This window comes from Paenibacillus sp. ALE2 (assembly GCF_054113385.1).
Window position 1 is genome coordinate 4,697,093 of sequence record NZ_CM134213.1, and the last position, 13,722, is coordinate 4,710,814.

The following is a 13,722-nucleotide window of genomic DNA, read 5'->3' on the forward strand; positions in this document are numbered from 1 at the left end:
CATGGTTTAACTTTTTTCCAATCTCAAACACTCACTTACCAGCTACTTATTTGTAACCTTTTGAAGATAAATACGGCGCTGGAAGGTACGTTAAATGGGAAGCAGCGAGATAAACTCCTTGCTTCCCATATGCTTATTTTGCGGTTAAATGTTCTTTCAACCACTGTCTATAAAACTGTAGTTGCTCTTTGGTGTGAAAATAATGCTTTCCACGTTCCATCACTTTTAGCTGGCAATGAAATCGGCTTGCAAACGTAGATATGACGTCATATTCACACAAGTCATCTTCAGAGCCATAAAGTATGGCAGTTGGCTTATTCCATGTATCAATTGGATGCGATTTAACATAGCAGTAATAATCCCAATAAAGTGTTCGCCCAATGGGTGTAGATATTTCTTTTTCAACTTTTAATCTATCCTCACTTACACTGAACCATGTCATCATATTTTTGATTATTCTCTCCATATCTAGCACCGGAGAAAGAAACAGACATTGTGTAAGTGGGATATGATTATAAGCAAGCAAACCAAAATACGCACCCATGCTACAAGCGAAAGTACTAATGTCATCCCATTGTCACCACCCCACAAAATTGCCGGGATGCCCTCGATTTTCAATTTTTGCTTTATCATTACTTTATCCTCGCTTAAAACAGCTTGTTGTTGTCTTCCTTATCAAAATATTCTTTGTGATTCTATCCTATGATACTACGATGATAAGAAAACTACGCCGCCATCATACTTATGGTATCGAAATTCGCTTGTTTTGCTGAGATGTGACTCCAGAGCAACTTATTATTGACGATACTGATCATAACTTCTGGTTCTATTACATCCTGGTAGGAAAGCATAACCAAAGTTGCAATATTTCCCATCTGATATGCAGCCGTTAATGCCCTTAGAAAAGTTTTCGATTTTTCACTTTCTGGTAAGGATAATTCGCCTTTTAAGAGTTCCTCCTGAACTGCTCCTAGCGATTTTCGTGCCCGATGAAGTGCAACTTTTACCGCTCCCTCCGTTGTTTCAAGCATGTCGGATGTCTCACGAATCGAATATCCAAACACATCTCGCAGCAAAAAAACAGTTCTCTGAAGCGCAGATAGATGATTCATTAAGGACTGCAACGCTATCTCAATTTCAAAAGATCCATGATCCGGTACAGTTACTTTCGCTTGTTCCCTATTCAATATTCGAGTGTAGACTGCTTTTCTCCGTATATCATCAATCCAGGTGTTTTTAGCAATCCGCATCAACAGTGCCTTGGGATTTGTATGCTCGAATTTATTTAACTTTCCTAATGCTTTTACCCAAGTGTCCTGCACCAATTCTTCCGCATCCCAATTTGATTTCGTAAGCGACAGACAGTAACTTTTCAGGACCGCCTGTAATTCATCAAAGTTCTGGATGTTCACTGAATTGTCTGTCATCTGTATAGAATCATCTATGTTCATAGGCCTTCTCCTCCACAGTCATATTCTGCCCTCTGCTAAAGCAAAACCATTTGCTACCTTCATTGTAAACGAATTAGGGGTTGTAGAAGTTACACCATATACGCAAATCGTTTTTCTAATAAAAACTCCGTATCTTTTTACGGTCTCGGTTCGTTTACAAGAAGAAATCAACTGAACCAAGAAAATGGGGGTATGAAAAATGAGTGTTTATGTTCCTTATGTTGTGGAGCAAACTGCTCAAGGTGAAAGATCGTACGATATCTATTCCAGATTGTTAAAGGATCGTATTGTGTTTGTAGGGGCAGCCATCGACGATCAATTGGCTAACAGTATTATTGCTCAATTGTTGTTCCTGGCGGCAGAAGATCCGGAAAAAGATATTTACATGTATATCAACAGCCCAGGTGGCTCTACTTCCGCAGGATTTGCCATTTATGATACGATGCAGTACATCAAGCCCGAGGTGCATACGATATGTACGGGATTTGCTGCTTCGTTTGGCGCCATCCTCTTGCTGGCTGGTGCCAAAGGAAAACGTTCTGCACTGCCGAACAGTGAAATTATGATCCATCAGCCGCACGGCGGCGCACAAGGCCAGGCCAGCGATATTGCGATCAGCGCAAAACGAATTTTATGGACTCGTGAAAAGGCAACCCGAATCACAGCTGAACGGACCGGGCAATCTTTTGAAAAAGTCGAAAAAGATATGGACCGGGATTTTTTCATGTCTGCTCAGGAAGCACTGGAGTATGGCATCATCGATCAAGTGATAACTTCTTTGTAGAGTATGCACAAGACTTAATGATCCCCTGCTCTGGCCAAGAAACTACAAGAAAAATACGAGGTGATTTCATGTTAGCAAGTTTGCAAGGCAAGGAAGTAACTATTCATTTCATTGACGGAACATGTGCAAGCGACGGGGTATTGGACCAGATTGACGACAAGTATGTTAAATACCTTACGCAATATCAGACGCTTGTTATTCCAATTACGTCCATTCGCACCGTATCCATAGACATTAAAGAAAAACAATCCAACAGAGTTGGATTCGCCCCATAAATCTAACATAGTATCACAGGTAATCGCCGATCCCACAAGTTTAAGCCATCCTTCCATGATTTCTGGAATCGGCAACCCGCATGGGTGAAAATTTCATTTTACGGAGGCATGGTATTATGGAAATCTCAAAGGGAGTGGAAATGCTTCAACTAGATTTTCATGGGAACAGGATTCATCCCATTCTGTTGTGGGATCGAGAAATGGCAGTGTTAGTAGATACAGGATTTCCAGGACAAATCGAAGATTTACGCATGGCTATGGAAAAGGTAGGCGTGTCGTTTGGCAAACTAAAAGCTGTGATTTTGACACATCAGGATGTGGATCATATAGGTTGTCTTCCTGAGATTTTGCAGGAGTGTGGCAACAATATTACAGTATATGCGCATGAGCTGGATAAGCCGTATATTCAAGGGGAACTCCCTCTTTTAAAAGATGGTCACCTTGAGAATCCCCCGAAGGGCAGAGTGGACAATACCTTAATAGATGGTCAGGAACTGCCGTTTTGCGGAACAATTCGAGTCATCCATACGCCTGGGCATACCCCTGGTCATATCAGCCTTTATTTGAAGCAAAGTAAGATTCTCATTGCTGGTGATTCGATGTACAGCGAAAACGGGATTCTCAGAGGAATTCATGCTCCGACTACACCTAATATAAGTGAAGCTCGTCTCTCATTGAAAAAGTACTTGGATCTCGACATTGCATCGGTGGTTTGTTATCACGGGGGATTAAGTAATGTAGAAGTTAATGACCAGATATTAGGACTTAGCAAAGGATTATAAAATTTACTCTTAGTTACGATATCAAAACTGGATTCCCTTGTAGATCGAAAGGGTCCGGTTTTTTCAGTTATGTGAGATGCCTCCATGTAGCGACTAGCGCAAAAATTCAATAAGAATTAATGATTGCTGCTTCCGTTGGCGGTGAACAATACTATTAAGAAAATTTATATGGTTTAATTCTTTCTAGATCTTTCATAATACAACAAATTGATTAACCCTCGAAACTGTAAATACAAGACCCCACTTTAACGAGATCGGAAGATACTGAATTTCCAATGCATATGCCAATATTTTTCTTCTCAGCTATTGAAGTTGAAATTTGAACCGAGCTAACGCTTAACTCAATCAGGCGAGGTTCTGGAACTCGGGTGTGGTACAGGATTGACAACCATTCACTTATCAAAATAGGGATACATATAACAGGTACTGATATTTCTTCATCAATGCTTGAATATGCGCGGGTTAAAGCTCAAGGTTTGCCTGTGGATTTTATTGAAGCTGGTGCTCGTACATTCGATCCGAAAAGCGTTTTTTCATGATATATTCGACAGAAAATGCATTCCAGGCATTTTTGAGCGATGAGGGTCAACGAGCCTCACTCGAAACCGCCTACAAGCACCTAGAGCCAAATGGGTTGTTTGTTTTTGAAACCCGAACCCCCTTGAAAGTATATTTATCCAATCAAGAGGAAAGCATCTGGGGAAATTTTATCGATAAGGATGGAATTAAAGTCAAGGTTTCTGGGACACAGTTGTATGATTCAAGTAACCAGATCATGCACTGGGCGACGTTTCGTGATTGGGGATCGAAGAAAACAACTTCTCGAATTGCATGTCGCTTTACTGATAATGACACGCTTCAGCGTTTATTAACGAGCCCCGGCTTTTGTATCGAAAATCAATATTCGGACTGGGATAAAACACCGTTCACGCCTTTATCTCCTTCTATCATTAGTGTTTGTCGAAAAAAACATTGAGCCCAGAATGAATAATCCCGGGACGTTCATCCCAAGTGTTCGCCGACTGCGCGTATGCACCAATATTTCCTAATATCAAAAACTTATTTCTCCTCAGCGTTCGAGGTGAAATAAGTTTTGAACTGAGTACATTTATCTAGATGAACAGGAGACTTACCACTCGACTTCTTCAAACAGACGGAAAAGCATCTTTTTTTCGAATTCAACTAAAATTTCAAAACCAGTTATCTCATCTTCTTTTTCTCCAAGTTTTATCATAGTAGCGATTGCTAAGTCTCCCACCTTATAGGTACCTAAAAGCTTATCTTGAGGTTCCCTTTTTAAAGACAATTCATTTAATTTTTTTAATATTTCCTCTGCACGAATGCCTTCTTTTCCGATATGTGTCATTGCATGATATAAAACTATGGGGTTTTTTTCTTCTAGCAAATTTTCTAACTCATCTATTGAACATTTTCCTTCTTCTAATTTTTTTACTATATTCATTTTATTCCTCCTGAATTATTTTAAATGACTTGTTAGTAATTTTCTTTCTTGAATATAATTTTCAAATAACATATTTGCAATATCATTACGTCCCAAATCTTCGGCAACTTTTATTTCTCTCATATATGCATTTAATTCCATTTTCACACGATTTATTGTTTGAAAATGGTAACTCATTCCGGGGAATCCATGCTTTGAATCATCCAGGTAATGAGTATACTCATGAATTAATGCTCCTATAGAAGCGTCTTCATCTATTATTAGTTGGCCGGCCCACCTTTGCTAGGGGAATAAGCCATTGTGTTGCCTTTATATATAACTTCTACTCCCTCTGAATGTAATTCGTCAATAATTTTATTCCATTCTTGTGGATGTGACTCTCTTCCGGGTCCAATAACTTCTTTTAAAGGATCATCGGGATTTTTTCTAAATTCTTCACTAATATCTCTATAAAACTCTCTTCCAAGAGCAGGGTGCTGTTCACTATCTTTTAAGATATTGCTCGTACTTTTAGCGCCTTCATACTTAACGGATCCCTCCAAAAGATTTTTGGGCTTAATCAGTGCTTTGGTCGACGTAGAACCTATCATCAATCCTGCTGTACCAATCATATTAGCCCAGTGTTCCTTTGACCACGCATTGGTAGGATTGAATGCACCCTGAATCATGCCTGTTACTCCAAATGTACCGAAATTGAGCATGTCATTCCATGAATCGTTTTGTTTGGCTGCTCGTTCCATGTACCCTTGATACATTCCTTTTGGAATACCGTACGTCATATAATCCATGAAGCTCCAGAATGAATCAAATTTTTTCTCATATCGTTCTGAATTAGCTACTACAAAATCCTGACCAAGCTCTGCTAAGCTATCCGCCGATTTTTGGAAAGCATTTCGAGTATCTGGAGCAGGAACAGAACATGAATTAGGTGGAGGTGGTAAACAACTGGCGTCAATATTACCTGTTTCCAATAAATCAGTTAATCTAAACTTATCTGCATGATGGCGCAATTCTTTTACAATAAAATCTGTAAGTGTAACAAATTCATTCATATTCTTCTGAGATGTTTGAAATCTGTAATAGAATTGCTCCTTCGTTATGCCCTCCCAGAATCGTTCCATAAACGAGATATGCTGCGATAACTTACTATTCATCTGCATCACCGTTTGCAGCGCAAGCTCAAACTTCTTAGAGACAGCTATAAGATGTTCGGGTGTCACTTTAATGGTTGTCATAATGTACCTCATTTTGAGTTCGTTAGGACATAATACCATTATTCTAATTTATGGAAAACCCGCTTCATTCCTAATTGTTATAAGAATCAGAAGACTTATTCCCTATGACCTCTGACTTATATTTATTCAAATACTTCTCTTTTGCTGTCCATTCCTAAAATACATCTTACTTAAGTTATATGATTCACCTTATAAAAATAAGCCGATACATTGAAAGCTCGATCTCTTAGTTTCGGTAGTTTATCCCATCAATTATTTCAATTATCGTCAAAGCCTCTGCTTTGTACCCTGAAATATAATCTGAGGCTGATAATATAGAAATCAGTACATCATTTAAATCGGATAGTTCTTCGATTAATTCGTAATCTTGTTCCGACAATTTTGCTTTTAATGCTTTCATAGAAGCGGATATTTTCTGATGGACTAGCTCAAGCTCAGGGTTTTTAGGTTTGGTTCGTTCGCTTGGGTACCATTTTCCATAGTATAAATCCTCCAAGATACTCATATATTCATCTTCTTCTCCCTTTTAATAAGATTTTGTGTAAATTCCAGAATCGTAGATGCATTTTGTTCCCTGAAAATAGAATATCCCATTGTAATGTCAATAATGATGATTTAGCGAATATATCACTAGAAACCATTAAAAAGCCCTACCCCGTAGGATAGAGCTCTACTTTTCTATTGACAACTTTGACAAAGTTGCATTTTCTACTCTAATTTATCTGATCTAATTGTTCGGGTGATTAAACTAATTTGGCATCGAAGTGTGTTTTGAAATTGAATCGATAATAAAATCCCAGTCGTCATAGTGAATCTCATGTCCGGCACCTTCCAATGCCAGTAAAAACGCACCCGGAATTTCGTTAGCAAGATGTATTCCGTGTTCATAAGGGATAATCGGATCTTCAGTACCGTGTATAACCAGTGTAGGAACGTTTATTTCCCCTGTCCTAGCCAAATAGGATTCTCCACCTGACAGCATTGCGTGATTATTCATACTAGCCATATTATTGCTTCTTTTCCATTCTTCTTTTGCCAATTGATATACCTTATTCTCATCGAAGGAATGCTTTGAACCTACTAGAATTCTTGATCTACCCACCACAAAATCAACCACCGATTGTTCGTTCGTCCAATCTATTGCTTCCATATTCGAGAAATAGTCCATAACCTTTTCCTCCATCGGTGGAAGATCGGGAGCAAAATTGGACGTGGCTAAAAGAGTCACCGTTAATACTCTGTCTGGATGTCGTAGAGCTATCATCTGAGTCAGCATTCCGCCCATAGACATCCCTACGATATGCGCTTGTTCAATCTTATAAGCATCCAAAACTCGAATCGCATCATCTGCCATGTCTTCAAAAGTATAGTCTGGTTGACCCGGTTCATAAGTTGTAGAACGTCCGACATCTCGGTTATCGTAACGAACGACAAAACGACCTGTATCAGCTAAACGCTGGCAGAATTCTTCCTCCCACCAGATCAGTGAGGATTGAGCGCCCATAATCAGTAATATTGCTGGGTGAACTCGCTCGCCGAAACTCTCACTACAGATTTCTATTCCATCGCTTTTTATAAGTAGTTCATTCATGTAGAATTCCTCCCCTCAATGATATATAACAAAAAAACACCGAATATTACCTTCATCACTTATCCTCATTAAGTACTTCCAGTGCCTCTCCCTTAGACAGACAGGAATTACCGATCTACTCGGTCGCTAGTTTAAGATATTTTGTTGCAAGAAATTTAGAAAATCTCTTTGCATAGAGCCAAGCGTAAGAATTTTTTTGATTATCCTGAACCTACTGTGCTGGCCTTTGATTTTAAATGACCATATTGCAGAAGACAGGTGTCCAGAATGATATTTTTGTTCCTGTAAATCAGCTATTTCATATTCAACTTTTTGCACTACTTTTGTGGAAAATAGATTGAGGAAAAGGATAATAATCCTATCATTATTTAAGAGTAATATGGCTCGACTTGTATAAGCCGAAAAGCTCTGTGGAGTTGAATAGCAGATAAGCATGTCAGATTCTCTATAAGGTTCTGCTAGCTTGTCGATCAATTTTTTTGTAATGAATAGCATGATCAAATCCCTCTCTATCTGGATGTTTAAATGAATTGACAGTAAAGAATATCCGTCAAAAATATTATACTACACAAGTAAACTATTCCAAAAAAAGATAGTCATCTGTAGCCTGTTTGAATAATTGGATGAATTGAAATTTGGATAAATTAAGCTCTTTACATAGTATTATTGCAGGTATTGTATCCTCCACCGTTAAAGATGTTATTAATCTTAACGACAACGAATAAAATCATGGATTATTGTGGTATTATTTCGGATTATTGTTAATACTACGTATCTGAGGAGGGTGAAAATGAAGTTACATACCAAATTTTCAAGACAATTATGCCGGAATATCGAGCTCATTTGTGACTTCATGGGTAATAGTTCGGATTTTGTTGTTCGTGAAATCACAGCTGACCATAAACACGCCGCTCTTTTTTATTTGGACGGCATGACTGACATGCAAAAGGTACAGGACAATGTGATCCGTCCGTTGCATGATCGTGTTTCCTCTGATGAGATTACTTTACCGTTATTGAAAAACGCAATTTTGGACATTGGTGAAGCAAGCTTCACTCAAAATTTTGAAGATGCTTTGGAACAGATCCTCTCAGGTGGTCTTCTCCTACTACTGGACGATATGGATGAAGGATTGATCATTTCTTTGCCTGGATGGGAAGAACGCAGCATTTCGGACTCGAAGACACAGCCTGTGGTCAGAGGTCCGCAAGAAGCATTTACAGAAACTTTACGTACGAATACAACTATGGTTCGTCGAAGGGTGAAGGATACAAGAGTACGTCTTACTTCGGTAACAGTTGGCGAAAAAACCAAGACCGATATATCTGTCATGTATTTACATGGGGTCGCTGACCCAAAAAAGGTGCAGGACATGATATCCAAGTTAAAGAACATGCATGTAGAAGGTGTGCTTGAAAGCGAATATTTGGAAGAATGTCTCCATGAAGATAAACAACTCACGATATTTCCTCTCTTTTATAATTCTGATCGCCCAGACTCAATTGCAGCAGGAATTATGGAGGGGAAAATTGCAATATTTGTGGATGGATCTCCCTTCGCCATCCTCGCACCTGCGGTATTTGCAGATTTCCTTCAATCCGCAGAAGATTATTATCAATCCTTTGTTTACAGCAGTATCATTCGAATATTAAGGTACATCTGCCTGGCAATCTGTATGTTAGCTCCGGCCATTTATGTCGCATTAACAACGTTCCATCAGGATATGATTCCAACAGTTTTGTTATTAAGCTTATCCGCGCAGCGTGAAGGAGTACCGTTTCCAGCATTTATTGAGGCGATGATCATGGAAGTGGTTTTTGAAATTCTAAGGGAAGCAGGTCTCCGTATGCCACGGACGGTCGGTCAAGCCGTTTCTATTGTCGGGTCCATCGTGATCGGCCAGGCAGCTGTAGAAGCAAACATCGTTTCGGCTGTTATGGTCATTGTTGTTGCAATAACTGCCATTTCGAGCTTTGTCATTCCCTCGTACACCTTTGCTATTCCAATTCGGATATTACGTTTCGCTTTCATAGGCATAGCCGCTATGTTTGGTGTGTACGGATTGACTGTTGGTATTCTCATGCTCTTTGTGCATCTGAATGGGCTTCATTCATTCGGTGTACCGTATTTGAGCCCCTTTGTCAACTACAAATCGTCGGCGCAGAGGGACGCCATATTGCGTTTTCCATATAGAACTAAAAAACATCGCAAAAACTAAAGGAGTAGACCATCATGAACTCGTATCGATCCACCATTTTATTACTGTTTATGTGCATCTGGCTAATGGTGTTTCTTACGGGTTGCTGGAACAGTAAGGAATTGAGCGCAATTTCCGTCGTGATGGCTCTGGGCATTGATGCAGTTGATGACCAATATGAAGTCAGTTTACAAGTGGTTGACCCATCGAAAATGTCTCAGAATTCCCCCACGGAACGGACGCCAACGATCGTATTTTCCAAACGCGCCGATACCATATTTGAAGCTATTCGAAAATTAACAACGGAATCGTCCCGAAAAATGTATATGTCTCACTTAAAGTTTGTCATTTTTGATGAGAAAACGGCAAAAAAAGGAATCAAGGAGCCGCTGGACTTTCTATTCCGTGACCATGAAGTTCGGCCTGATTTCTTTTTGGCCGTTGTCAGAGAAAATTCGGCAAAAGAGGCCGTTACATTTGTAGCTCCAACCGAGGTCTTGCCTGCAATGGATATGTATAAGGCATTAAAGAACTCTGAAAAAGCATGGGCTCCAACTTCTGCAGTCAATGTAAAAGATCTTTTGCAGAAATTTACGGAGGATGGCATTGAACCGGTTCTCACCGGTATTCGACTGACAAACCTAGAAAAAGGTCTAACTATTGATAATGTGACAAAGTCGCCCCAACATGTTAAATATTTTTTCACTGGAATTGGTGTTTTCAAGGGCGATCGACTTATTGATTGGATGAATGATTCGCAAAGTAAAGCCTTTACCTATATATCCAACCGTGTTTCTAGTACCGTAGCTTCCATCGATTGTCCGAATTCAGAAGGAAAATTTGTTGTTGAAGTAATTCGTTCCAAAGCAAAGATGCGCCCACAAATAATAGACCATGAGCCGCACATTACTCTTATTGTGGATGCAGAATCCAATATCGGAACAGTCTCGTGCAAGGCCGACCTTAGAAATGAAGAGACATTTAGAGATTTCCAAAAATCAGCTAAAGAGCATCTGGAACGGTCTTTGAAGGAAGGCATTCAAAATGCACAACAGATGGGGTCCGATATATTCGGGTTTGGAGAAGCTTTTCACCGTAAATTCCCGCGTGAATGGCATAGATGGAAAAAGGATTGGTCACAAAAATTTCAAACGCTCGAAGTGGACATCCAGCTCAATTACCATTTAGTCCGGTTCGGAGATATCACCAGTCCAATCGATATAGGAACACACAATCAGGAGTGATGCATATGCTTTATGTAATTCTCGTAACTTCCATTTTAGCATCGTTGTATGAATTTAAAAAATTTAAGGAGAAACACTATGTGCGTGAAATTGTATTCAGCTCGGTATTGTTGACTATAGGCGTTATATTGATTATCCTACGGATCGCCAACGTTAAACTACCGACTCCACTGACGGGCATTCAAATCCTATTCCAACCGATAAGCCGGTTACTTGCAAAAATGTTATCTTAAGGGGGCATTAGCATGAATTCCAATTTGACACTTCGACAAGCTATTATGTGGTTTGCACTATATCAGATAGGAAGCGCATATCTGGTGCTCCCAGCGGTAATTACCGCTGTCGCTAAACAAGATGCCTGGCTTTCCATTCCAGTCTCTTTAGGTTTCCATCTATTATTGATACCTTTATATGCCTCCATCGCTAGGCAAATGCAGGGGAAATCTTTCGTAGAGCATCTCCGTTGCCTCTTCGGTCCTTTGGGCGGGACGATCAGCATCGTTTTCATTTTTTTCTTTCCCTTTCTTGTGTTCATCATGACGCTTCGAAATCTAGGCGACTTTATCACGATATCTATCATGCCTGAAACTCCCCCCGACGCCATATATTTCATCATGCTTATAGTCATTTATTTCGCCGTTCGATCAGGCCCTGCCGTAATTGGCCGTTGTGCTGAAATCCTGTTTTTTTTCCTGCTCGCTCTGTACATTTTGGTCAGAATTACTCTTCTTCCTGAAAGCAACATAGATAATGTGCTCCCTATTTTTGAGTATGGTTTGAACCCTATCGTTCTCGCTTCGTTCAATTTGTTTGCCTTTCCCTACCTTGAAGCAATTCTGTATCTTTTTTTTGCACCGTACATCCCCGATCCAAAAAAGTGGAGAAAGACAGTGATAACATGTGCTTTGATTAGCGGCGGCATGTATTTTTTCATGGTTCTACAAATAATCGCCGTGATGAGTGAAGGTGTTGTATCTAATTTGACGTTTCCTACTTTTTTTATTAACCGAACAATCAGTAGCGGAGAGTTTCTTCAACGGTTTGAAATTTTTGTTGCCGTGTTTTGGTTTGTCACCATTTTTTTCCGACTCGCACTGCTTTTATATGTGTCAGCGCAAGGGCTTGCAGATGCTTTTCGTCTGCGGAGCGCTAACTCTCTCTTAATTCCTCTGATCCTAATTGCAATGGCAATGGTTCATTCTATCTGGCCAAACATGCAGTTTATAACCATGTTTTTTTCAGTATGGCCTTTTTACGCCATGATTTTCGGTATTGTGTTCCCTATTGTGTTATGGCTGATGGGCAAGGTAGGCGGCTCGTTGAAATTACGTAAAAAGTATCACTAAAGTTGCGTTGGCTGTATGAACATACGGTCCTCAAATAAACTTTTGTTGTACTCATTATTGCAATTTAGCAAGAAGTAGCTCCAGTTCCTCCTTCTCAAGATGTCTCCATTGCCCACGTTCCAGATGATCCAAGGTAATATTCATAATTCGAACACGTTCCAGCTTTAGCACCCTGTAGCCCAAAGCCTTGCACATTCTGCGAATTTGCAGGTTTAGACCCTGTGTCAAAATAATGCGAAACTCGTATTCGCTTATACGATCAACCTTGCATGGTTTGGTAATGACGTTCAATATTTCAACGCCGCGAGACATGGTCTGTGTAAATTCATCTGTAACAGGCTTGTCTACCCTCACCACGTATTCCTTCTCATGACCATGCTCGGAACGCATTATTTGGTTGACAATGCTTCCATCGTTGGTTAATAAAATGAGTCCCTCTGACGCCTTATCCAGTCTGCCAATGGCAAAAATACGTGAAGGATAATTGATATAACGAATAATATTGCCCTCCACTTGCTCCGCTGCCGTACATACAATGCCGATAGGCTTATTTAATGCCAAATATACGGGTTCACTACGGTCAACCGGGATAGCTTCCCCATCAATTAACACGATATCCTGTGGCTCTACTTCCGCGCCTGCTTCACATACGCTGCCATTAATTGTAATCCGCCCTGCCGCAATCAGCCTGTTCGTTTCCCGACGTGAGCAGAATCCTGTCTCACTAATGTACTTGTTAATTCGCATGATTCACTTCCTTTACATCATAGCATCAGATTTATAGATAACTATAGAGAGTAAATCTGTAGTGTTTTATTAAAAAAACATCTGATTACATAAGCATAATCAGATGTTCGCCTTTGAAGACAATCCTATACATGCTCGGCTTACTTACTTCTGCCGCCTCGATTCCCACTTGGCTTGGCAGCGCCGCTTTTTACAGCTCCGGCCGCTGTATTTCCCGGCGCACTTGCAGCAGCGCTTTTCCGCCTTACTGGCTTCGCTGTTTTGTTCCAGCGTGTCCAGCCTTTACTTCCCGTACCTCTGCCGGTTCCGCCACCCTTACTTTTTCCACCCATATTATAATCACTCCATGACTAGTCGTTCAGATTTAACTAAGCTATCATACCATTACTTTGAACATAATGCCTGTTTGTTTTGAAAACAGAAGCAATGAATTGAAAATATTTATGTATACCAGTCCTGATCTACTATAAATCTGCGATAAGTAGCTTTACCGTTTGTTATAGTTGTATTTTTTTGGATTTTTAGATTTTAACTTCGCAAAAATTAGGTGTCAAAAAAAGGACAGCATAATCATGTGAAAGCTCGCACATGTTAGTCTCTGGGCGAAA

At 39.9% G+C, this 13,722-nt stretch carries 15 protein-coding genes and 2 pseudogenes; 8 read left to right on the forward strand and 9 right to left on the reverse strand.

The window, feature by feature from the left end:
* Positions 1 to 133: 133 nt before the first annotated feature.
* Together ACXHJ1_RS20205 and ACXHJ1_RS20210 are read right to left on the reverse strand one after the other, a co-directional pair.
* A pseudogene (locus tag ACXHJ1_RS20205) lies at positions 134 to 577 on the reverse strand (alpha/beta hydrolase); the annotation flags it as partial.
* A gap of 148 nt (positions 578 to 725) precedes the next feature.
* Entirely contained in the window at positions 726 to 1,451 is a 726-nt protein-coding gene (locus tag ACXHJ1_RS20210; protein WP_107735042.1) for an RNA polymerase sigma factor, read from the reverse strand.
* 199 nt (positions 1,452 to 1,650) lie between these two features.
* On the opposite strand from ACXHJ1_RS20210, the gene clpP reads away from it, so the two are divergent.
* The 4 genes from clpP to ACXHJ1_RS20230 all read left to right on the forward strand — a co-directional run bounded on the left by clpP (position 1,651) and on the right by ACXHJ1_RS20230 (position 4,268).
* A complete protein-coding gene (gene clpP / locus ACXHJ1_RS20215; RefSeq protein ID WP_151255594.1) occupies positions 1,651 to 2,235 on the forward strand; it encodes an ATP-dependent Clp endopeptidase proteolytic subunit ClpP in 585 nt (194 codons plus the stop codon).
* A gap of 68 nt (positions 2,236 to 2,303) precedes the next feature.
* A complete protein-coding gene (locus tag ACXHJ1_RS20220; RefSeq protein WP_016819010.1) occupies positions 2,304 to 2,510 on the forward strand; it encodes a hypothetical protein in 207 nt (68 codons plus the stop codon).
* Positions 2,511 to 2,626: 116 nt separating this feature from the next.
* Positions 2,627 to 3,292: an MBL fold metallo-hydrolase gene (locus tag ACXHJ1_RS20225; protein WP_031463487.1), complete on the forward strand. Its 666-nt coding sequence runs from the start codon at positions 2,627 to 2,629 to the stop codon at positions 3,290 to 3,292.
* A gap of 535 nt (positions 3,293 to 3,827) precedes the next feature.
* Complete coding sequence (locus ACXHJ1_RS20230) at positions 3,828 to 4,268, forward strand: hypothetical protein (RefSeq protein WP_017428547.1); 441 nt, start codon at positions 3,828 to 3,830, stop codon at positions 4,266 to 4,268.
* 153 nt (positions 4,269 to 4,421) lie between these two features.
* Here the strand turns inward: ACXHJ1_RS20230 and ACXHJ1_RS20235 are convergent, their stop codons facing one another.
* The 5 genes and pseudogenes from ACXHJ1_RS20235 to ACXHJ1_RS20255 form a co-directional block, all read right to left on the reverse strand.
* Positions 4,422 to 4,754, reverse strand: coding sequence for a hypothetical protein (locus ACXHJ1_RS20235; protein ID WP_457905123.1), 333 nt, complete (start codon positions 4,752 to 4,754; stop codon positions 4,422 to 4,424).
* 15 nt (positions 4,755 to 4,769) lie between these two features.
* Positions 4,770 to 4,931: a hypothetical protein gene (locus ACXHJ1_RS20240; protein ID WP_457905124.1), complete on the reverse strand. Its 162-nt coding sequence runs from the start codon at positions 4,929 to 4,931 to the stop codon at positions 4,770 to 4,772.
* Between the two features lie 302 nt (positions 4,932 to 5,233).
* Positions 5,234 to 5,989, reverse strand: a pseudogene (locus tag ACXHJ1_RS20245) (WXG100 family type VII secretion target); the annotation flags it as partial.
* A gap of 226 nt (positions 5,990 to 6,215) precedes the next feature.
* Positions 6,216 to 6,494: a DUF6809 family protein gene (locus tag ACXHJ1_RS20250; RefSeq protein WP_457905125.1), complete on the reverse strand. Its 279-nt coding sequence runs from the start codon at positions 6,492 to 6,494 to the stop codon at positions 6,216 to 6,218.
* A 243-nt stretch (positions 6,495 to 6,737) separates the two neighbouring features.
* Positions 6,738 to 7,580 (reverse strand): alpha/beta fold hydrolase, encoded by an 843-nt coding sequence (locus ACXHJ1_RS20255; protein ID WP_457905126.1) that lies wholly within the window; start codon positions 7,578 to 7,580, stop codon positions 6,738 to 6,740.
* A gap of 790 nt (positions 7,581 to 8,370) precedes the next feature.
* Here ACXHJ1_RS20255 and ACXHJ1_RS20260 point away from each other — a divergent pair.
* From ACXHJ1_RS20260 to ACXHJ1_RS20275, 4 genes are read left to right on the forward strand one after another with little or no spacing between them, the layout of a single operon-like run.
* Positions 8,371 to 9,798, forward strand: a complete 1,428-nt coding sequence (locus ACXHJ1_RS20260; protein WP_457905127.1) for a spore germination protein — start codon at positions 8,371 to 8,373, stop codon at positions 9,796 to 9,798.
* Between the two features lie 14 nt (positions 9,799 to 9,812).
* Complete coding sequence (locus ACXHJ1_RS20265; protein WP_457905128.1) at positions 9,813 to 11,021, forward strand: Ger(x)C family spore germination protein; 1,209 nt, start codon at positions 9,813 to 9,815, stop codon at positions 11,019 to 11,021.
* 5 nt (positions 11,022 to 11,026) lie between these two features.
* Complete coding sequence (locus ACXHJ1_RS20270) at positions 11,027 to 11,254, forward strand: hypothetical protein (RefSeq protein ID WP_107735035.1); 228 nt, start codon at positions 11,027 to 11,029, stop codon at positions 11,252 to 11,254.
* A 12-nt stretch (positions 11,255 to 11,266) separates the two neighbouring features.
* Positions 11,267 to 12,367 carry a GerAB/ArcD/ProY family transporter gene (locus ACXHJ1_RS20275; RefSeq protein WP_457905129.1) on the forward strand — a complete coding sequence of 367 codons (1,101 nt, stop codon included), beginning with the start codon at positions 11,267 to 11,269 and terminating at the stop codon, positions 12,365 to 12,367.
* Positions 12,368 to 12,421: 54 nt separating this feature from the next.
* On the opposite strand, the gene ACXHJ1_RS20280 is transcribed toward ACXHJ1_RS20275, so the two are convergent.
* Positions 12,422 to 13,114 carry a pseudouridine synthase gene (locus tag ACXHJ1_RS20280; RefSeq protein WP_107735033.1) on the reverse strand — a complete coding sequence of 231 codons (693 nt, stop codon included), beginning with the start codon at positions 13,112 to 13,114 and terminating at the stop codon, positions 12,422 to 12,424.
* 140 nt (positions 13,115 to 13,254) lie between these two features.
* Positions 13,255 to 13,446, reverse strand: coding sequence for a DUF3934 family protein (locus ACXHJ1_RS20285; RefSeq protein WP_019687179.1), 192 nt, complete (start codon positions 13,444 to 13,446; stop codon positions 13,255 to 13,257).
* Between the last annotated feature and the right edge of the window lie 276 nt (positions 13,447 to 13,722).